Source organism: Pseudomonas sp. NPDC087615, from assembly GCF_044743445.1.
Taxonomy (GTDB): Bacteria; Pseudomonadota; Gammaproteobacteria; order Pseudomonadales; family Pseudomonadaceae; genus Aquipseudomonas; species Aquipseudomonas baetica_A.
The window spans coordinates 1-21,407 of record NZ_JBIUWM010000026.1 but is presented as its reverse complement, the minus strand read 5'-3'; the positions used below and the strand labels follow the sequence as shown (position 1 = coordinate 21,407).

The 21,407-nt window shown below is 57.1% G+C and carries 7 protein-coding genes and 1 pseudogene; 2 read left to right on the top strand and 6 right to left on the bottom strand.

The features are described 5' to 3' along the window. Positions 1-261 precede the first annotated feature (261 nt). A complete protein-coding gene (locus tag ACIOU6_RS14760) occupies positions 262-642 on the top strand; it encodes a DUF6124 family protein (protein ID WP_221730401.1) in 381 nt (126 codons plus the stop codon). Here ACIOU6_RS14760 and ACIOU6_RS14755 read toward each other — a convergent pair. From ACIOU6_RS14755 to ACIOU6_RS14740, 4 genes are read right to left on the bottom strand one after another with little or no spacing between them, the layout of a single operon-like run. Further along, on the bottom strand, positions 639-893 hold the full coding sequence (locus ACIOU6_RS14755) for a hypothetical protein (protein ID WP_401137402.1): 255 nt from the start codon (positions 891-893) through the stop codon (positions 639-641). The two genes, ACIOU6_RS14760 and ACIOU6_RS14755, sit on opposite strands and share 4 nt — an antisense overlap. Next, on the bottom strand, positions 890-5,515 hold the full coding sequence (locus ACIOU6_RS14750) for a SpvB/TcaC N-terminal domain-containing protein (RefSeq protein WP_401137399.1): 4,626 nt from the start codon (positions 5,513-5,515) through the stop codon (positions 890-892). Before ACIOU6_RS14750 ends, ACIOU6_RS14755 begins: the two co-directional genes overlap by 4 nt. After that, a complete protein-coding gene (locus ACIOU6_RS14745; RefSeq protein WP_401137396.1) occupies positions 5,512-10,356 on the bottom strand; it encodes a neuraminidase-like domain-containing protein in 4,845 nt (1,614 codons plus the stop codon). Before ACIOU6_RS14745 ends, ACIOU6_RS14750 begins: the two co-directional genes overlap by 4 nt. A 9-nt stretch (positions 10,357-10,365) precedes the next feature. Beyond that, positions 10,366-13,962, bottom strand: a complete 3,597-nt coding sequence (locus tag ACIOU6_RS14740) for a Tc toxin subunit A (RefSeq protein WP_401137393.1) — start codon at positions 13,960-13,962, stop codon at positions 10,366-10,368. 442 nt (positions 13,963-14,404) lie between these two features. On the opposite strand from ACIOU6_RS14740, the gene ACIOU6_RS14735 reads away from it, so the two are divergent. Further along, the gene (locus ACIOU6_RS14735) at positions 14,405-19,636 is read left to right on the top strand and encodes a hypothetical protein (protein ID WP_401137390.1); all 5,232 of its coding nucleotides are present in this window, start codon (positions 14,405-14,407) and stop codon (positions 19,634-19,636) included. Between the two features lie 83 nt (positions 19,637-19,719). Here ACIOU6_RS14735 and ACIOU6_RS14730 read toward each other — a convergent pair. Beyond that, positions 19,720-19,932, bottom strand: a pseudogene (locus ACIOU6_RS14730) (helix-turn-helix domain-containing protein); the annotation flags it as partial. 94 nt (positions 19,933-20,026) lie between these two features. Then, on the bottom strand, positions 20,027-21,407 hold a 1,381-nt coding region (gene nuoN, locus ACIOU6_RS14725; RefSeq protein WP_401137387.1), incomplete at its 5' end, for an NADH-quinone oxidoreductase subunit NuoN.

Genomic DNA, 21,407 nt, shown 5'->3' with positions numbered 1-21,407 from the left:
ACGTCGGCTCTCTAGGCTGTGAACGTCGCTGCCAAATCAGCGATCGGGATTGGAACCCCGGAGAACGTATCAACGCCAAAGCGTCTTTCATGACGTATGCTTGCCCACCTTCATGGTGTGCAGTCTGTTATGGCGGCTGTACGCGGGAGACTTTCGAGTCTGCCGGGTTTCTCCGTTCCCCGGGTTCCAACCTGCGTACAGCTGCCACCCCTTCGCGTGGAACCGAATGGATCAGCTTCAACGTTCAGAAGGAGAAACAACATGAAAAAGCCAACACCCAACCCCCCGGCAACAACCGTTCCTGCGGACGCCAATACAACGTCCCCCTACGCGGGCGAAGACACCCGCAAACTCCACGAAGCCGCCGACCGCGCCCTCGACTTTTACCTCAAACCCACGGCCGCCATCATGGCCACGCCCTATGTCCAGAACCAGATGTTCCTGGTCAACCCCACCGCCGACACCGAATCCCTGCTGGCCAACGCCAGCGAGTCCCTGTCCTCGGCCAGCGTCATGCTCGGTGACTTCGCCGCGTTGCTCGAAGGCACGCACCGCAAGACGTTGCTGGGGATTGCACAGATCGTCATGCTCGGCGAACTGGCGGTGAACAGCGCGCTGGATAAGGTCGAACCAGCCGCCTAAACCTGTGGGCGAGAGCCTGCTCGCGAAAGCGCTGGGGCCGCCAACGAAGATGCTGGCTGTGCTGACGCCATCGCGAGCAGATTCGCTTCGCCCATCAGGCTGACGCACCACCCGGCGGCGTCATGCTGTTGAAGCGTGATGCGCGCCTCGGTTTCAGCCGCCTGGCGCCAGTAAGCAATCTGCCGCACGGGCAAGCCGCGGCTGTCGATGGCTGTCAGGCGCGGGGAAGATGAATCAATGCCGATCTTCATGACCACCAGTTGCCACGCCGTTGTTCCGGTGGCGGTTCAAACAGGTCGTTCTCATCGAAGGCCACCGTGCACCAGATCCAGTACCAGATTTCCCGGCGCAAGGGCTTCAATGTCGCCGGGTTGCCTTGCAGCATTTTCTTGGCCAGCACGGTTTCGGTCGGGCGCCCCGCCGCGTCGTAGAATTGCTGGTCGTGATAGGCATGTTCGCGCATTGACCGGTCATTGATGTAGCGCGGCTGGTCGGCGAAGTAGGGCCGGTAGATCCGCACTTTTTTGTCTTTGTTGTTGTACTCCACCGGTTCGTTGACGCGCCACCGTCTCGACACCTGGGCTTGCTCTGGCGTGCCGTCAGGCTTGAGGATCAGTTCACCGTTTTCATGGGTCAGCCAGGCCAGGCCAGGTTCGACTTCCTGTTTGGTTTGCAGGGTCCGGCCAAAGCCGTCCAAACAGGTGATGCTGACCCGCACTTGCATCTTTTCAACATCGTCGGGATAGCGGTCGGCCAGCATGGCAACGGCGTAAACCGGTTCACGTTGTGCCGCGTCGATTTGTTGTTTGAGAATCGTCTCGTTCGGGTCGGGTTTTTCCAGGGCGGCAATATGTTGCCGGGCCCTGTCGCAGAGGTGCCCGCCAGGCAATACAAATCCTTCAGCCCTGGCCCATTCGAACCATGCCGGGGAGGGTGGCGCGGTTCGTGAGAGACGGCCCATCCAGCTGAACGTATCGGAGAACCCGGCACTGGCAAAATTGCCGATGGCTTTGTGCGGATCGGCGATGGCGATGGCAGGGTCACGGTCAGGCGCAGGCACATAGGTCTCCAGCGGATCGAAGCCCACCGGCTCTCCCAGTTCCGTGCCATGGAAACTGGTAATCAGCGGTTCGCCGAACGCGTTGTAGCGCGCCTCCTGGATATTGTGATTGGCGTCCTCGATGGCGGCCGGCAGGAAGGTGCGGTAATCCACATCGAGGCTGCGCGTGGTGCAACCGTCCGGCAAGGTCACGGCGATGGTCAGGCACCAGTGTGTGTCGTAGGTGATCAGGGTTTCGCCGTGGCTGCGGGTTTCCCGGTACTTCTGGACGTTATAAAAGCCATCCAGCGTGTGGTAGGTGGGAAAGCCGTGATGCACCGACCACAGATAATTTTTGGCGTCCCCGGGATCTTGCACCGCTTGCCGGGTTACCTCGGGCAGGAACCGATCCATGATGTGGTAACCCACTTGCGGTGATTCGAGTTTCTCTTTCAGGTTGAAGGGCATGTTGCCTTGATCATCCTTGAGCCTGTCGTAGGCGCTCAGGGCGATTTCATCGAGTTCGGCTGTTTCAAGGTGAGCGGTCAACCCTTCGAAGGTCGCGGCCCCAGGCGCCAGGGGCTGGCCGTTCTCGGGGTCCATGTAGTGCTGGCGGGACAGACTCGTCAGCATCGCCTGTTTTGCCCATTCCCCATTTTCCTGGCTCAGTTCAAGAAACCGGTCATGGTGGATACTGGCGGGGCTCAGTGCGGTATTTTTCAGAACCAGGGCATTCGTGCGGTTTTGATAGGGCAGGCCCAGGCGCCACGCCTGGGTGTTCGGCAAGTGGATGGGCAGCGATCTGGTTTGCGTCAGGTACCAGTTCTGTTGCGCCTCGTCATGGGCATCCTTCCACCAGTTTTGCTGATGTTCGTCACTGAAGGGCGGCGTATCGTCAACGTGCTTGCGTCGTGCGTAGTGGACGTCGAAGCTGTGGACGCAGGCGCCATATTCGTCCCACTCAAGGTTGATGTGATGCTGGCACAACGGGTCGTCCGCGATGGCTGGCTCATATTGGTAACTGATGGACTCCAGAGCCAGAGGTTGAAGCACCGCGTAGGGCTGATGCTTGCCTTTGGGACGCAGCACCCGCACCAGATGGCGGTGTTCCTGAACCGCGTACGGCACCGCGGTGAGGGGGTCGTCATCTGCCGCATAGGTTTCCGAGCGCAGTACCCTGCCGCTCAGGGCTCGGGCTATTTCACGGTTGATGCTTTCATCATCGGCGGTGAAGGGCTGCGTCGCCCGATCATTGAAGTGGTAGTTCTGCAGCAACGTGGGTTGCAGGGCAACAGCCAATTCATCTCCAACGTAATAACCGTCCCTCGCAGGATCGATGGCATCCCCCGTGTGGAACCAGGTCTTGCTGAGGATTGGCGCGGTGAAACCGACTGTTGCGCGCTCCGCCGCCGAGGCTTCGGTATCGGTCTGCAGCAGTACACGAAAACCGCGGAACTCGCGTTCAAGGCGATCGTAATAACCACCCCGATAGCGCAAGCCCTGGCTCAGTCGATTACCCGTGATGTCGTCGAATTGCGTTTGCCGGCTGACCAGATGCATGGCGAACGGCAGGCGGGAGACCGGGTTTTCGACCTTGGCGGCGTGTTGCTCCTGTTTTTCATCGAGCCATTCCTGGGCCGAGCTGCGATAGGTGACGCCGGTACTGGCACCCATATTGTTGCAGGTGCGATTCATCAGGTAAGGCTTGGCTTTGACGAAATCATAGCGCCAGTGTTGGGGCGTCATGTGCGGCACCGTCAGGACGATGCTGGAGCAACCGAGCCCTTGCAGGTCGGCGGTGCTGACCTGGCAGAGCCGATCGTAGTGCACGCCTTCGGGCCAGGACAATACGTCCCAGGTCTGCTCGTAACCGTTGCCACCATGGTTCATGAATACCCGCAGGCCATCGGGCTCCAGGTAGATCAGATCGGTCGCCCCCGAGCCGTCGAGGTCGGCCAGCAACACCTGCGCGCAATTGAATTCGCTGTCGACAAATGGCAAGGCACACAGCACAAAACCCTTGCCGAAACGCCCATGGCCCAGGTTGGGCCAACATTTGACTTCGTTATAACGGATGCGCACCAGATGTTGTTGGCCGCTGCCGAGTACATCGGCGAAGGCGACCAACTCGGTTAGCGTATTACTCGGTGTTGGCAGTTCATCGTCATCCCCTTCAGTTGTTTTTACCGAATGAGGCACGTCGACGCCGTTGGCAAACCCTGCCGCACGGCGGTTGGCGTAAAGGCGCACACTGCGGGTGCCGATCAGCGCAAGGTCGATCAGGCCATCACCGACCAGATCGGCCATCTGCGCCTTCGGGTGGAAAAACTCGTTGGGAAACGCATCGAAGGGCACGAAAGCGGACCAGTTACGGTCCGGATCAAGGGTGAAACAACCACACATCCCCGGCATGGCAATTACCCAGTCGAGCTTGCCGTCGCCGGTCTGGTCAGTCAGCGAATGGTGAATCGGCTTGCTGCTGTCTGTCACAGGAATGTGCTCCAGACGTTTCCAGTCGCTGTAGCTCACGTTGTCGCCGCCGGTCTCGCTGCGTAATGGTTCGCGGTAATACCAGGCCTGGTCGTAACGACGCAGCACCCCCGGAATACCTTCGCCGTACAGGTCCACCAGTTGATAGTGCTGGCCGTCGTTGAGCCCGGGCATTTGCGCGAACGGTGTCCAGTTGCGATGCGTCGAGTCGAGTTCGAACGGGTTGTAGCTGAACTCCATCGGCGGTCGGCTTTCTGTCTGGCCCAGGCCATCGTAAGCCTGAATATGAGCCGCGGTCAGTTGGTTGTAACCCAACGGACTGACCCGGTGTTCCAGCAGCAGACGCTGGACCAGTGCGGGCGAATCCCCCAGTTCCTTGGTGAAATGATGAAACATCAACACTTGCCGACACAGGCGTTGGGTACCCAGTCCGAAACCGTAGCTGTAGTTCCAGAACGGGTCGCCGCGACCGGACCAGGTTTTTTGTTCAGCGAAGGTCGGTACCTGCTCAAGATCGGTGCTGCGCTCGCCGTAATCGAACACCAGTTGAAAGTGCCAGTGCTGCTTTTTCCAGCTATCGGTTTCCCATGCGTACAGGTGCGGGTTGGCCTCGGCATTGCCGTAACACACGCGTTTGAGATAGCGCTGAGCGCGGTAGTCATGCCATTGCGGGGCTTGGGGCGGGTCGGTTTCGACTTTGTACTCGTAGACGATGTGCTCGCCTCGGGTGTTGAGGCTTTCGTCGATCATCCACACGCCGACATGCTGCGGGTTGTTCGGGTCGCTGCGACGCGAGCTTTCGGTTTTGCCATACACATGCAGACTGCCATCTGCGCCGTGTATCAGCCAGAAACCCGCAGTGTCGGTGGCAGAGAACCAATGTTCGATCAGGGCAAACTCACCCTCGACCCGCGGCCAGTGACGCACCACGTTGTACTCGCCGGCCAGTGGCCGGTGGTTGTATTCGGTGACGCTACGGAAAATCGGTTTACCGTCACTTTCGTCACGCTCGGGCATCCACACATCGCCACCAGGCCCCACCACCTGGTCGGTGCCATCGTACATTGGCGTACCTTGAGTGGTGCGCAGGCTGATGGCATTGTTCGTCATTTGCCAGCCGATTCCGAACGGGCTGTTGCCGACATTGCTGCTGTAACCCAACCCCAGCGCTGGGGCAAAGCCGCGGCCTGGAGAGATCGGCAGGGCCAGTTCCAGGGACGCCGTGCCGGAGGTGCCAACGCCTCCCCAGCCCTTGCCAACGCTTTGAATGGCGCCGCCCATTTTCGGTAGAGCAGGGGTGTTGATTTGCATCGTCGACTGTTGCGGTGGCTGTTGTCCGTTCATAGCGAACCGCCCTCGCGTCTGGCCGTGTAACACAGGTGCAGGATGATGTCCTGGAGGGAGAGGATCATGGCCTTTTGGGCTTCGTGGTTGGGTAAGGTCAGAACCCAGCGCGAAATGGCCCCGGTGCATTCAAATGGCAGGTAGCGTTCGTCCTGGAAGTTGAGCTGGAACAGGCCGTTGTCGTCGGTGCCGTGGGAGAGGGCGATCTGTTGGCTCGCGCGCAGGTTTTCCTTTGCGTTGCCGAGGGTGGCGGCCATTTCAACTTTGCTGTAGGTCTGAGTCAGCACGGCGCAGATATCTTTATAAGGCCCAATGCTGATCGGCAGGGTCACGCTGATCGTCTTGATCCGACGCAGGTAGTGGTTATGCCCGGCGTAATCGTCGTCGAACATTTTTTGCGTCAGTTCGAATTCACAGGTGCCATTGTCCGTCAGAGTCTGCTTGATCTCTTCCCAGGTCTTGTTGCCAGCGACGTCTGGGTACTTGGTCTTGAGTTCTTTGAGCGAGACGGTTTTGCGGATCTCCAATTCGCGTTTATTGTTTTTCAGGTAATCGCCGTGCATGCGCTGCAGGCTCATTTTCAGCTCTTCGCCGGCACCGAGGCCGCGGTAGGTGGCGTTCCACCCACCGGGCCGGATGAAGGTTTGCGTGAAATCGCCCATTTCGTACTGCCAGCAGGCCTCGGTCGCCTGGCACAGCGATTGCGCGGTGGTATAAGCGCCGTTGTAGAACCCAGCGAACTTGCTGTTGAGCCAGTCGTAGGTCTGTGAGCGGCTGAAGCGGTTGCTGCTGAGCAGGAAGTCGTGGGTCGCTTTGGCGTGGTTCAGCGCGGTTTGTGCCTGGCGCAGTTGCAGTTGGGTGGCCTTGTGCTGTTCTTCGTAGACGGCGAGTTGTGCTTCGATCTGTTCGGCTTCGAGTTTTGCCTGGTCGTACATGTACTTCCAATCCGCACCGCGTCGGTCGAACTGAGAGGTGAGATCTGCATTCTCAGCAGTAGCTCGATCAACTATGACTGAGCCTTCAACGGTATGAACAACTGCTTGTGACGCAGCTCCTAGGTCGATCCCGCCCAACGCAAGTCCGAAAATGTTTGGTATCGTTTTAGCGAGGGATGAGGCCTTTTGAGCTAAGCCAACTCCTGATTCATATGTATTGGCATTCAAGCGTGCATCGTTGGAAATCTTTTCATTACGGCTCAATCCTTGTTCTGCTAACTCTTGGTAATAGGCAAGTTTCCCCTCAGTGATGACCTGACTCGCCAGCAACGCCTCCTTGTTTTTTTCATCAATTTTCCCAGCCTGAACCTGTATATCCACCGCCACCTTCGCCAGATTCCACGCCTGCTGCTGTTGCAACTCAAGATACTGCGCCTGCTCCTTGCGCTCGATCAGTGACAACAGCGTCGAGCCGAACTGGATCACACTGTCCACCGCGTTCTGCGCCAGAGCGAACATGAAGCTGAAGCGGTAATGGGGAATCTGTGGGTTCAACAGCCGACTCAGCGCCGCCCCGGACAGGCCCTGGCCCCAGGCAGCGAGCAGGGCGCGCGGGTCCAGTGGCGCGGCGAACAACGGCAGGTTCAAGGGATTACCCGCCATGTCGAGGTTATGGCGCAGGTTGTACAAGCGGCCTTCGGCCCTGTCCCAGCGCTTGATCAGTTCAGGGTTGAACGGACGGCGCAAATACGGATTGTCCACGGTGGACAACGATGAATCCTCGCGGTAAGGCCGCAGACACAGCAATGGCGCGTCCTGCGATTGCGGGGCCTTGCCGATGCGCAGCGGCGGCTGCTCCTGAAGTTGTCGTTGGGTGGCGATCAGTTGTTGTTCGAAGGCACGCAGGTCGTCATTTTTCGCAGCACTCAACTCATCCAGCGTAATCGGTGACCAATCGTCTACTTGCCGCACATCCGGGCGCGGCCCGAGCAAATCGAGGATATGGACATAGCGCAACTTGGCTTCTGCCAAACCGTCCGGTGTCAGTTCTCGGTACACCTGATCAGCCTGATTGCTCTCGATATCGATATAGAGTCCGTACAAGGCCTTGCGAAAGTGCACGGGAAAACTGAGTGCAATCTGATGCGGATCGTCCGGATACACAATGGCCTGGCTGGGGTCTGGCGCACCGGGCCAGACGGGCGTTTCAAGAGGCACAGCCTGCCAATAGCCGGGATGCCCCGGATCTGCGTTTTGCCGTGAAGGGTTGAAGAGATACGCCAGCCAGTGTTTGGCTTCTTCGTATTGCTGTTCCTCATTCAAGCGATACGCCACCAGCCATGGCAAGTACAGGAACAGTTCGAGGAAATACAGGTAGTACGCGCCGGAGAAATCCATCGATTGCGCGCCGAGACCATCGGGAATGGGCGGTTCTGTCTGCTGTGTCTGGGTGTGCCAACTCAGCAGCGGATCCATGCCGCTTTCGGCGAGCTGGATCAATTCCCGGGCGAAGGTGGTGTTCATGCGGATGGGCGCTCGATAACCTTCTTTAGATTCACATCCGTCACTGAAATTGATGCTTGATTCGGTAAAGTCGATGTATTGAGCATTGCCCAGAGAAGCGTTGTCGTTGTTGTTGATGAGCGGCGCTTTTTTTTGCTCTGCTGCGAGAGTCTCTCCCCAAGTGATGGATACCGCTTTGAGGGCTGCGCCAACGAGTGAATGGCCTAAGCGATGCTTGTTGTGGATCAAGACGCCGTACACGAGTGGAATTTTCAGCTCATTCGGTTTGTCGGGCCATTTAACCGGCCAGCCGACGGGTTGGTAGCTAATCTTGTCGACGGGGACTGTGATTCCTTCCCCGCCTGAGTTTTCGGGCAGTTTGTCGACGATCCCGGAGCTATACAGGGGACGTATATCTTCAAGTTTTGCAGGAAACTCAGTGGCCGTTACGTCCAGAGGGTGCCCTATGAAAAGCTGGTAACCATAAGTCTCGACGACATGATTTTGGATGAGCGGAAAGATGGACATCGTAGATTGCTCTTCACCTCTGGGAACGCGCCAGACATCAGAGAGCCAAATTTCATTAGGGGAATCGCGCAATCGGTCGAGTATGTACGAACCCGCCAATTTCCCTGCCAGAGATGCGCTGCCGCCCGGCGCTATGGGAGGAACGGAGAATTCAGTTCGGTTGTTTCTGTCAGGATCGGAAATAAGACTTCTGATGCTGTCTGGCCAGCCTCTGAAGCAATACACCGTATCGTGGCTATTCATGAATTCACCGAAGGACTTGATCTCCGAACCTTCGAGCAGCGTGAGCCATTCACGCTTGTCGGTATGACTGAACACTAGAGTTAAGTGGAAGAGCTCCTCGTTGGAATAACCATAAACAGAGAACTTGATCGTGGTGACATCCGGAAAGCCTTCATTCAGTCTCAAGGTCAATCCGATACTTGAATCGCCAGGATGGTAGACAAGCTCGACATCTTCTTCACAGGTCTTGATGCGCGACTGCCAATCGTTGAAGTCCCAAGTGTCCTTTTCTGTTTCCGGTGTTGCGTGCTCGATAGCACCAAACACCGGGGTGCTGGAGGGAAGCCAGTACTGAAAACGGCCAGCGTTTTTATTGGCGAAGATGTGGCCGATCAGCAGCACATGCCCTGAGCCATCCTGCAACGCCGTGGCGGATGGAGGCGCGCCTGGTTTGACATTGGGCACCACGCCATATGACGGAAACAGCGACGTCACATTGAAGTTCTTGTCGATCCGCACCGTTCGCAGAAAATCATATTTGTCGCGATTGCCGGGAATATCGCCAGGTATGTCCTGATAGTTCGAATACAACATGATCACCATCGACTCTGGCGATGTGGAGTGGTCATACACCGCGATGGTCTGGGTTTGCTCTGCGATCTGTTCCAGGGGCTTGGCGACGAGCGCCGGCGTCTGGCAATAGCTCTCGATATAGACCCGGGGCGTGCTCCACCTGTCGTCGTATTTCTTGTAGCTGGCATACAAACGGAACCGCGGATTGACCTTGACGCTGGTCTCGGCTCTCCCTTCTTCAGGGGACTGCATGGCGTCCGCATCCTGGAGTTCCAGCTCCGCCCAGATCACGAACAAGCGGTTGTTGAACCAGCACGGACGAATCGTGTGTTCAAGGGCCTTTTCCGAAATCGGCACATTGGCGCTCTGCCAGTCCGACCAGGCATTGGGCAGGGGCTTGTCGAATTTGTCCGGAACACTGCCAGACGCGGCGGCGGGCTCTTTTACCGGGCGTTGGCTCATGTCCAGTGAGCGCCAGTAGTAGGCATTTTCGGCGGGGGATTTGCCGATGAAGTAATAGGTACTGTTGGCGAAATCTTCGCCATCGATGTAACCGTTGCAGATCTTCAGGTTGGCGATTTCCTCGAACTTTGCCAGATAAGACAGAACGGCAGTCTGTACGGTTTCGGGCTGAATCTGTGCCTGGTTGAGGTCGTTTTCCAGTTGCTCGAAACTGCTGGTCTTGGTCAGGCGCAGCGTGGGGTCAAGGTAGATGTCAGGGAAGTAATGCAACTGCTGGATGGCGGACCAGATCGGGTAGCGATTGAGACCGTCGCGCCAGGTCTTGATCTGCTGGGGTGTGAAACTGTCGTCGCTGTACCCCGGCTCCATGTTCAGCATCATGCTGTTGATCTGTTGTTGGTAACTGGCAATGGCACAGGCCACCGGGCTGGTCGGCACATCCTGGCTGATCAGCACGTCCAGCAACCAGAACTCGTAGAGGTCGTTGGCAGTCTTGATTTGTTGGGTCAACCCCTGCTCGATCAGGTACGGGTCGTTGGGCACGGCCTCATGCAGATACAGGGCGAGCATCGCGTCACGAAATGCTTCATTGAGGGGGGCGTCGAAGGCGCTCGTCATGATCGTTCCTTAACCATTGGCCAGTGTTGAGTCAGAGGCAGAGTTGGCGGCCATCACCGCGTCTCCAACGATTTTCCAGTCGTTCAGCAGGCTTGTTTCAGTCAACCCTGTGGCTTGCAGCAGTGCTTTGGCAGACAGCCCGCTGGCCTGACAAGTGGCCTGGCAACGACGTACCCAGTCGACCTGGGCCATTGAGCTGGCGCGCTCATCGGGGAGGGTGCTGGTCAGCGTGGTCACTTCCATTTCGGACCACTCCAGCAAACGAGCCAGTGCTGCGTTGGCCGTTTCGCTCGCGAGCGTGCGCAGCGCTTTGTTTTTCAATTGCGCCTTGGCTGGATTGGCGCCGCTGAAGTAGCTCAGCACGCTGTCCTCCGATTGGCTCTGGCTGTGGAACCATTGACTGAAGCGTTCGAGCAGATAGAGGTCGCACAGCCACGGCTCGCTGTTGCTGCCCTCGTATGCCGAGCCCCCCAGCCATGTTGGATTGACCACGAACAAGCGCAAGGCGCTGTTGCTCAATCTCAGTTGCACAACAATTTCGGCGTGGCGTGAGACGCGCTGGTAATGCTCGATCAATGCGGGGGTCAGCGTTTCCTTGAGCGCTTGCACCAGAATGCTGTAGACCGACGACTGCGCCCAGTGAATGACCGCCCGGCAGCGGTCCGGCGCCAGCTTGGCAGTTTCCTGGAACAATCCTTCGAGCAACTGAACCTGGCGGTCATGTGCACCGAGCAGCAGTTCGATGAGTTTTTCGGCGCACATGTCTTTGACAGCTTGTTCAAGGTCGAGGTCTTTAAGTACTTGCGCGACACCTGTCTGTAGCCAGGTGATCGGTTCGTCCACCAGCGTCAGTGCACGATCAAGGCCCATTAACAGGCCGTCTGTCGTGATGAGTTTATGGCTGACCAGTAGCCCGAACCATTGGATGTCTTGCGGTCGGCTTTTTCCATCCTTACGCAGTGGAAGGCCCAATGCGGCCACTTGCGCTTTGGTCACCATGCTGCGGCGCGTGTCGTCCTGCAACTTGCTCAGGCGCTCAAGCAGATCGTCGGGCAGGGGCGGCGGCTCGTCCACTTGGGCTTGCTGATCACCGTCCAGTTCTTCGACCCGCACCGAGGCATGTGGGCCCAGGCGTTGTTGCAATTGTGTGACGGTCTGTTGGCTGTCCTTGAGCCAGTCTACGGCCCAGTCCAACTGCATCAGCACATCGAGAATGTCCGCTTGTTCCCTGGTCTTCTGCGCGTTCAAGTGGCCGCTCGCCAACACGGTTTTATAAGCAGAACCTCCGAGCAGTCCTGCCAGCGTCAGCAACTCGGCGACCGAGCATCCAAACAGACGGGCAATCCGGGCCTGGCGGTAGAACGAGGAGACGGTGGGCAAATCGCGCTTGAGTGTGGTCAGGTACTTCTGGGTTTGTAAGGCAATCAACAGAAACGAATCCTCAGTCGGTTGCACACCGAGGCCGGCACACAATTGCAATACGGTTTTCTGCGTGGCGGTGTCGACGACCTCCAGGTTGATGGGCTGTTGGTCGAGGACCAGAGGGGTGTCGAACAGTTGCACGCGATTGAACACCTGATCGAACAACGGCATTTCATCCTTGCCGCTGGCATAAGGCGAGAGGTCGTGCATCAGTGCGGCGAACTCCTCCGGCTCGATGCCGTGGCGCCGATTGAGGTAGCGATAGACGCCCAATGCACGCAGAGTGTTTTCGTTAAGTTCCATCGCCAGGTTGTCTTCGCCCTCGGCACGGATCGCAGACATGATCAGCGTGTCCAGCTTCGCGAAGGGGATCTGCAACCAGCGTTGCAAGCGAATCATGCGTTGCAGGCGGTCGAGACGGTTGAGCGAGGTTTTGCTCAGGCGCCATTGCTTGCTATCGCCCACAGTGATTTGTTCCAGCCCCATCGCATTGTCGAACTGATCACGGATGATCGATTCGGCGTCAGGTTCCCGCTCGCTGTCATACAGGTCAGCACCGGCGCCGGTGCCGTTGACGTAGCAGGCGCCATACTGGTTCGGGTGGGGGAAGGGCAGCACTTTTGCGGCAGCCTGCGGGAGCGTCACACCCCCGTGTTGCGGGTTCTGGCTGGGGCAGTTGGGCGACAAACGCACCGCGCGGGTCTGTCGGCACAGGAGCATTTCAACCTGTTCGGCATTCAGGCCGGTGTGCGCCATGAAGTCTGTCAGGCGCGTCAATTGCCACGGCGGCGAACTTTGCGAAACCTCGACACCGTAAGACTTTCTGAAAAAATCCATTTGCGCAGGTGTCAGGGTGTAGTGCTCATCGAGCGTGAGGGTGAAGCGCTGTCGGGCCAGCTTGACGGGCTCGGCGCCGGCGGCGGTGGCAGTGACCAGATCGAAACTGGCGGTGTATCCCTGTGCGGTGGGCGTGGGGAGGGACGCGGCGCCCTTCAGGTAGGAAATGACGGTGTTCGTTGACGCAGCGTGCAGGCGATTGATCAACCAGCCCGTTGAAAGAACTGGAACGTTGGAACTCAGATCGACGTTGGCAGCCTGTGTCTGGGTGCCTTTGCGAAAGGTCAGCGATAGGACGGTCTTGCTGCCTGCAACTTCTGTGGGCGTTAGTGCCTGCGGATTGACGGCCGCGACATCCTCCTGATCCGTCAGCAACAAATAGCAGCTTTTGTGAGGGATATGCGGGCGCAGATGGGTGGTGCCTGGGCTTCCCCACCCTTTGATCAGGTCATCTCGGGTCAGATAAAAATGACTGAACACTGAGGGCTCGATCAGCACGTTCTGTTGCTCCGTGCTCAATCCGCATAACAAACGTTGCGCTTGCAGTACCGGTTTCTGCACTTCGCCATAGTCGTTGCTTGATTGCTGTTTGATCGGCAGTAACAGGCTGGCCCGATAGTTCAATTCCCCCAGACGAGGCTTTTTATCGGCCAGCCCCAATTGACATTGATGGTGATAGAAGTTGTAGGGCAGTTCGAAGGGATAGCGCCGGTCAGCCACTGCCTCATGGGCGGACTTGCCTTTATCAGTCGGATTGGTTTCCAGAAAAGCACCCAAACGATCTTCCAATAACTGGGTGACCAGTTCCAGCATTGGCCTTGGGGTAAAAGTGCTTTCGTGGGTGATCAAGAGCTCCTTCAGGTCGGGACGGCGCCTGTCCATCAGTAGGCGCTTGGGGTCTTCGTTAGTCGCTTCCAGTTGCAGGAGAAACACCCTTAAGTTGATCAGGTAGGCGATCACCATATCAATGGCAGCAAGCGCCCCGACCTTGCAGAAGTCGTCCCAGCTTTCCTTGAACAGATATTGAAAAGTTGGCCCCAGCGGAACAAGAGCGCGAACGCCGCTACGGTGGGTAAGTTGCTGGAATTTACCGGAGGAAGTCTGGTACTCCCGGTACAAGCGCGAAATCAGCGCTGCATAGCCCATGGCATTGTCGTAGGCGAGTTCCGCGTTGGCATCGGTGAATTCGGCGAGCTGGCGGACGAACGCGGCTTTGGGCTGACGTACGATATCGAAGACTGAGGTGAAACCCATTTTCTGCATGGCCGTTGCGAAGTCGGTGCGGCCCTTCTGTGTCGAGACGTCGGGTTTGACCAGCCTCTGCAGCAACGAATTGTTGTCAGCCATGAGTGTGATTCTCCTACCAGCCAAGAGCGGCATTGATGCAATGCCCGGTAGGAGCAAACTAACGATAAACGCGGGGGGCGTAACCTGTCAGACCTGACAGGTTGAGGGGGGTTATATAGAACTAATTGGAACATGTAATAATTGTTTAGAACTATTTGCTTGTTTGTAGGTTTGGTTTTTGCGGCTTTTGAAACGCTTTTTCTTGTGTTGGCTTTTTTTCTGACGACTTTTTTATAATAAAAACGAAGTTTTTTTGAAGGGTTGATTTCTGTTAGTTATGAAGGCCTGTCAGAAGTGACAGTTGTGAGTGGCCTGCGCAATAAACTATTGTGTCTTTCAGTTCGCTCCCGGTAGGTAGGCAAACTTTTGTGTTGTGTTTTTTACATTATTTGCTGCTGTGCCTTTTTCTAATTTGAATTTCCAATAGTCAGGGAGACCCCTCATGGAAACTGACGATACTAAAAAAGAAGGCAGCGCTGTGGAAGTGCCGGAAAATTCGTACGCTATCGGCGGCGGAGAATTTATTGAATATTCAGCGGGCAGCATTCAGGGGGAGGGCGCTGAAGGAAATAATGTTAAGTCATTTTCAACATTGGTGTTGCATGTGAAGTACCCGGATTTATTCCTGCCATGGGAAGCAAAGCTTTTAGTGGAGTGTTTTTGGAATCCTTCAGGTTCTTTGTTTTCTTGTCAGGCAAAGCGTTATGCGGCAACCGATAACGGCAGGCGCAAGGGTAATGTCTACTTGAGTTTTAGCTCGGCAGGGAGTTGGTCTGAAAGGGAATTAACAAACGATAATGCGATTCAGGATGGTTATTGGCATGAGATCAGTGGTGGCGGTTCTATAGCAGGTAATAAGCATTCGGCAGAAGTGGAATTCAAGTTTACGTATGATCATGAGTTAAGTTCTGATAAGTCGAAATCCCTCTCGGTAACCATGAGATTTGAAGTTGACTTTCCGCCCCCCATGATCACAAATCCTAAGGTTGTACATACTCCGCTACCGCAAATAAGTGGAAGAGGTTATCCAGACGCCTTGGTCAAACTGTATGAGTATGATCAACGTGAGTTGGTGATCGGAACTGCGCCGGTGGATGAAGATGGCAACTGGACGGCTACCCTGACAAAGCCTCTGCCGATGACCGAGAGCTTTTCGATGACGGCGTTGCAGGTCTATGAGGATGTACCCTCTCGCTGGGCGGTCTATACCAATTTTGCCGCCCTGTTTGCGCCGCAAATTGTCGGCGTCATTGTTTACCCACACCGTAAAGTCAGCGTTAGCGGCGAGGGTGGCCTCAAGAACGCCACGCTTGAGATCTGGCTTGAAGACAAGAACAAGGGTGTTCAGTTAACCACGACTGTTTGGCAGGATGGCAATTGGTCGGTTAGTAGCGGTGAAGCGTGGCCCCCTGGTAAGCATTTGATCACTGCAAAACAGGTAGGACCGGTCAGCGGACAGAGCTCTGCCTGGTCAGATATCAAGGTCGTCAGCGTAAAACCGCCTACGCTGCAGATCGAATCTCCACCCCACTACAGCTCAGTAAAACAGGTGCTGAAGATCAATGGTGTCTGGCCGGAGAAGGCCACTCTGCAAATATTCACGGAAAAAGACGAACCCGTTGCTGGCAGCTTCAATAGCTCCACTCGCACTTTCACACCGTCGGGAGCGTGGGCGGTGGGCTCCACGAAGGTCAAGGCCGTGCAGACCGTGGGCGATGTGGCATCTGATTCAAGCAGACTGGTACCCGTCAATGTTCGTCCTTCCAGTCCGATCATCGAGCGGCCTCCCGTTCCGGTCACAGCCAGGCAGACGCTGAGCATCAAATCCGTTTCACTCGATGCTACTTTGCTGGAAATGTTCAACGAAGTTGACGCAAAAGTGGCAGGCGAATTTACGGGCAGCGGCACGACCCGTTCCTTCACTCCGGCGCAAGACTGGTCTGTGTCCACCCAAGTCAAGATCGTACAGACCGTAGACGGTATCCCCTCCACCCCAAGCGAGTTGGTGCCCATTGTGGTGAAACTGTTTATTGCTCCGCCACCTGACCCGGCAGCAGTAAAAGAGGTGCTGGCCATCAGTTTCTCCTCATCCGGTCAAAACGACTTGCAAATGTACACGCAGGCAGGCGGACCGGTTGCAGGCTCCTTCACGGACAGCGTCCCCGTTCGCTACTTCACCCCGACGGCGGCGTGGAAGGTGGGAAAGACCACGGTCAAGGTTGTGCAGACCGTGGGCAACGTCGCCAATACAAGCAATCTGGTTACCGTTGCGGTGCAACCCTCCAAACTGTCGATTGCTCAGCCACCAAGCTACGTGAGCTCGAGATACGCACTTATCCTTGAGGACGCTTCATTCGCCCCCGGCACATTGCACATGTTGACCGAAGCAGGCGCAACGGTGACTGGCGAATTCAGCACTGGAACCCCTTGCAAGTTCACACCGTCACCGCCTTGGCCTGCGGGCAACAATGCGGTCATGGCCGTGCAGTCCGTGGACGGCGTGTCATCCGATCCAAGCAATGTGGTTACCTTTTTGGTGCAACCCTCCCAGCCGGAAATCGACCAGCCACCGAAACCGGCCGTGCCGAGACAGCGTCTGAACATTACCGGCGTCGTCCCCGGTGCCGTTGCCTTGCAAATGTTTACCGAAGATGGCGCGGCGGTTGAAGGTGATTTTACGGGAGTCGACGCATCGCGTACGTTCACACCGACTGCGGACTGGGCCGGCACGCAAAAAATCAAGGTCGTGCAGACTATCGACGGTGCAGCGTCGTCGCCAAGCGTATTGGTTATTGTGTACGCGCCCCCCAAAAAACCGGAAATCGAACAACCACCCATCCCGGCGTCATCGCATCAGGTGCTGACCATCAAGGATGTTTCAAGCGGTATTGTCACCCTGCGAATGTTCACGGAAGCAGGCACCAGGGTGGATGGCGAATTCAGATCAAACGGTGATATCGCCACCTTCACGCCAAGGTTCGGGTGGGCACCGGGCAGGACTTCGGTCAAGGTCATGCAGACCGTCAGTGGCGTGAATTCCGAGTCAAGCGATGTGGTTTGCGTTGTGATGCGCCCCTACAAACCGGTCATCCGACAGCCATTGAACCCGGTTACTTCGAAACAGCAACTGACCATTACCAGCGTAGTGGCCGGTGACGTTACCCTGCAAATGCTGACCGAGGACGGCGAAACGGTGCCGGGTTATTTCGATGGCAGTGACGTATCGCGCATCTTTACACCCGCCATGGATTGGACAGGAACCACCCATGTCGAGGCGGTACAGGCCGTGGATGATGTGTTCTCTGACCCAAGCGACCCGGTCACCGTTTCGGTGACCGCGAAACCACCCAGGCCAGCGATCACCCACCCTCTACCGAAAACCAGTCATTTGGCCAATGTCAGGGTGGAAGGAACTTGCGTGGCAGGGGCGACAGTCTTCGTGCAATTCGACAGTGGCGAACCTGTACCGGGCACCGTGACCTACGACGCAACCCTATGGTTTTTCGAATTCCCCTGGCAGCCCGGGCAACAACTGATCAACGCGCAACAGAGCGTAAACGGGGAAACGTCCGAAGCCACCGATAGGCTTGAGTTCTACATCAAGCCTCCAAAACCGGCTATCGCGGCACCGCCCGCCCCGGTCGCACTGAAACAGCCGCTGAACATTACCGAGGTGGCATCCGGAGCGGTCACCCTGAAAATGCTCACCGACAACGATGAACCGGTGGCTGGCGACTTCGCCGGCAGTGGGGCGGAACGTACCTTCACCCCGTCAGCGGAATGGGTGCCTGGCGAAAATACGGTCAAGGTCGTGCAGACCGTAAACAGCGTGGACTCCGATGCCAGTGACACCTGTACCTTTACCGTGGACGCGGCGGACAGGCCCGATCCCCCCAGGTTCCAACAACCGCAGGCGGGCAGCGGAACCTCGAGATACCCCACCATTCAGGTCGTCGGCCTGCCCGGTGCACTGCTCACCGTCCGGCTTGTCGGTGGTGATACGTTGTGCGAGGACACAGCAAACGCCGATGGCATTCTGGAGTTCATGGTGGTGAATCCTTTGGTGCCTGGCACCAACGAACTTCAAGCGAAACAGGCAAGCAATGGCCCGGATTCCGATTGGAGTACACCTCACGTGTTCACCGTACACGCACCGCCAGCAACACCGGTTATTCGAGTGCCAGGAGCGAATGGCAATGCATTGCGCCGTCCCAGGATCCAGGGCAGCGGTGAAACCGGTGGGCAGATCGTGCTGCGCCATGTCGCAGAACCCGAGCTCCCGTTTGCCTCTATCGACGGCTCTATCACTTGGCGCTGGAACGCCGAGGAGGAGTGGGAAGTTGATACTTACGACATTCAGGCGCAGCAGATAGCCGACGGAGACTGTTCCGAGTGGACTCAACCTCACCGTTTCCACGTGGTCGAGTCACTGTACGGAATCGGTGACGCCATTCCGGTACTTGGCACGCCGGTCGTTGGCACAGGGCAGAGCGTAGTGTTGCGTGTACAGGTGATCTCTGCAGACAACGGGCAGGCAATCGAAGGCGTGAAAGTGCAGTGGCGCCTCAAAGGCGAGTTGGAACCCTTGACGGAAACCACGACCGACCTCAAGGGCTGGACGCAATATGCCTATACCCCGGACACGATCGGCAAGCGTGAGATCCTGGCGGATATCACCCAGGCCAACGAGGGTGTGGTCATGACCGAAACTTACGAGGTGAACGCTGTTCAGCAGGACGAATGGGCGCAGGAGGCCGAGCTGTATCTGGACGGTCAGCAGGTTGACCTGACCAAGGGCGATCTCGTGTTGTTAAGGGGAAGAGACGTAGCCTATAAGCTGGAACTCAAGGTCAACAAAGGCAGTGTTTTGATCGGCTCCAGTGTAACCTTGCAAGACCTGTGGGGCGCTGCGGAGCGTGGCCTGACCTTTTCCCCGGACCTGGAAATGCCTCAGGAGATAAAGGAAGGGCAATCAGCGCATTGGTATATTTTTACCGACAACGGGAATGGCGGCATCTTCGGCTTGAACCTGACCACCCCGGTACTGCCTGACTGGCAAATACCTGCGTATGTGGAAGCGGGGGATTTGGCCGAGGCGGTGAAGGTTGATTTCGATGCATTCCCGCAGCTGTTTGGCGGCGGCCCGGCGTTCCCCTGCCTTGGAGCGACACATACAGTGACCGTGCGACCCCAGGACCGCAGTTTCTTGCTTGGTCACGACGTGGTGCTGGAGTTGAGTGCGCAAGCGGCCGAACTTGGCGTTACCGTGAGTCCGACCGACCCGCAGACATTGAGTGATTCCGGTGTGAACTGGTCGTTGAACTGCGTCAAAAGCACTGCACTTGGCAGTTTTTCGGTGCGGTTGAAAGTCTTGGAGCGGGATTTCAGTTCCTTGGACTTGCCTATGTCTCTGGGGCATAACAAGGCCAGGATATCTGAAAGGTTCGGTCCTCAGGAAATGGGAGGATCAGCCTCGTATTGGAGGTATGGCATTCGCGCGACTTCGACCTTTACGGGACAACCTGCGGAGAGGGTGCCGGTGACTGTCGCGGTGACTGGCAAGCCAACGGTAGAAAACCTCACCGCTTACAATGGTTGGATATATATCAATTACTACGACGGCGAATCTGCAAGTTTGATCATTCGCAACCGCTATGACGGAAGTAGTGGCTGACAAACATTGGTTCGCAGAATGTAGTCAACGCCTTTCCTCGCCAGAGGAAAGGCGTTTTCACTTCTTCAGGCGAACTGTGAACATCAGCTCAGAGGCGCCAGTTGTTCGATCATCTGCGCAAAACGCTGAACCAGACGAATCAGCGTAGTTGCTTGCGCATTAGGTATGGCGCGGTCTTGTTCCCGGTTTTCGAGCGTTCGGGCGTTGGTGTGCAGATACATCGCAAACACCGACCGGGAGAGATTGAGCTTTTGACGGATGGCGACCACTTCTTCAGCGGTGATTGGCAGCCGTTTGCTCGACACATACTGTTTGCTATTGAAAAAATCACACATAAAAAACGGCACCCGAAGGTGCCGTTTTTGTTTGTAGCTAAAGGCGACGGAGCTATCAGCCCGCCAGACCCGCCTGCTGAACCAGTGTCAGCAATGGCTGCGGGTAAACGCCGAGGAAGAACGCAACCAGGGCGATGGCCAGCAGCATGACGCCGCCTGCCTTCTGTTCCCAGTGCAATTGCGCATCGTGGCGGCGCAGGTTTGGCTCGATCAGGTACAGGGTGACCATCACGCGCAGGTAGTAGAACACGCCGATGGCGCTGCCCAGTACCAAGGACCCGACCAACCACCATTGGTGCGATTCGACACCGGTGGCGATGATGTAGAACTTGCCGATGAAGCCAGCGGTCAGCGGGATGCCGGCCAGGGACAGCATCATCACGGTCAGTACGGCGGTCAGGTACGGACGGCGCCAGAACAGGCCGCGGTACTCGTACAGTGCATCGGCGTCACGGCCGTTGTACGGCGAGGACATCAGAGTGATCACGCCGAACGCGCCGAGGCTGGTGATCACGTAGGTGACCAGGTAGACGCCGATGGCTTCCACCGCCAGACCCTTGCTCGCCACCAGTGCAATCAGCAGGTAGCCGAAGTGCGCGATGGACGAGTAACCGAGCAGACGCTTGAGGTTGCTCTGGGTCAGTGCCAGCAGGTTACCGAACAGGATCGAGGCGATGGCGATGACGGTCAACACGTCGCTCAGTACGCCACTGCTCGCGGCAGGGGAGATCTGGAACAGACGCACCATCACCGCAAACACGGCCACTTTCGAAGCAGTGGCGAGGAAAGCAGCGACCGGTGCCGGCGCACCTTCGTAGACGTCCGGCGTCCACAGGTGGAACGGTACCAGCGACAGCTTGAACGCCAGACCGATCAGCATCATGCCCAGGCCCAATTGTGCCAGCGAGCTAGGCAGGCCAGTTGCAGCCAGCGCCTGACCGATACCGACGAAGCTCAGCGAACCCGAGTCGGCGTACAGCAGCGCCATACCGAACAACAGGAACGCGGAACCGGCGGCCGACAGCACCATGTATTTGATGCCGGCTTCCAGCGAACGCTTGTTGAAGAAGGCGTAAGCCACCAGACCGTAAACCGGTACCGAGAGCAGTTCCAGACCGATGAACAAACCGGCCAGGTGCTGCGCGCTGACCAGAACCAGACCACCGGCGGCGGCCATCAGGATCAGCAGGTAGAGTTCTTCACGGTTGCCCGGGTAACCCGAACCGCCATCGCCCAGATAGGCATGGGCGAGGGTGACGCAGGCGAGGGTGGCGACCAGGATCAACGCCATGTACAGGCAAGCGAAGGTGTCGATCTGCAGCAATGGGGTCACGGCCAGAGGCGCGACTTTCAGGGCCGGCAGGATCGACAGCAAGGCCAGGTTCAGACCGGCGACCGTGATCAGATAGGTCTGCGAGTGGTTGCGGCGCCTGGCG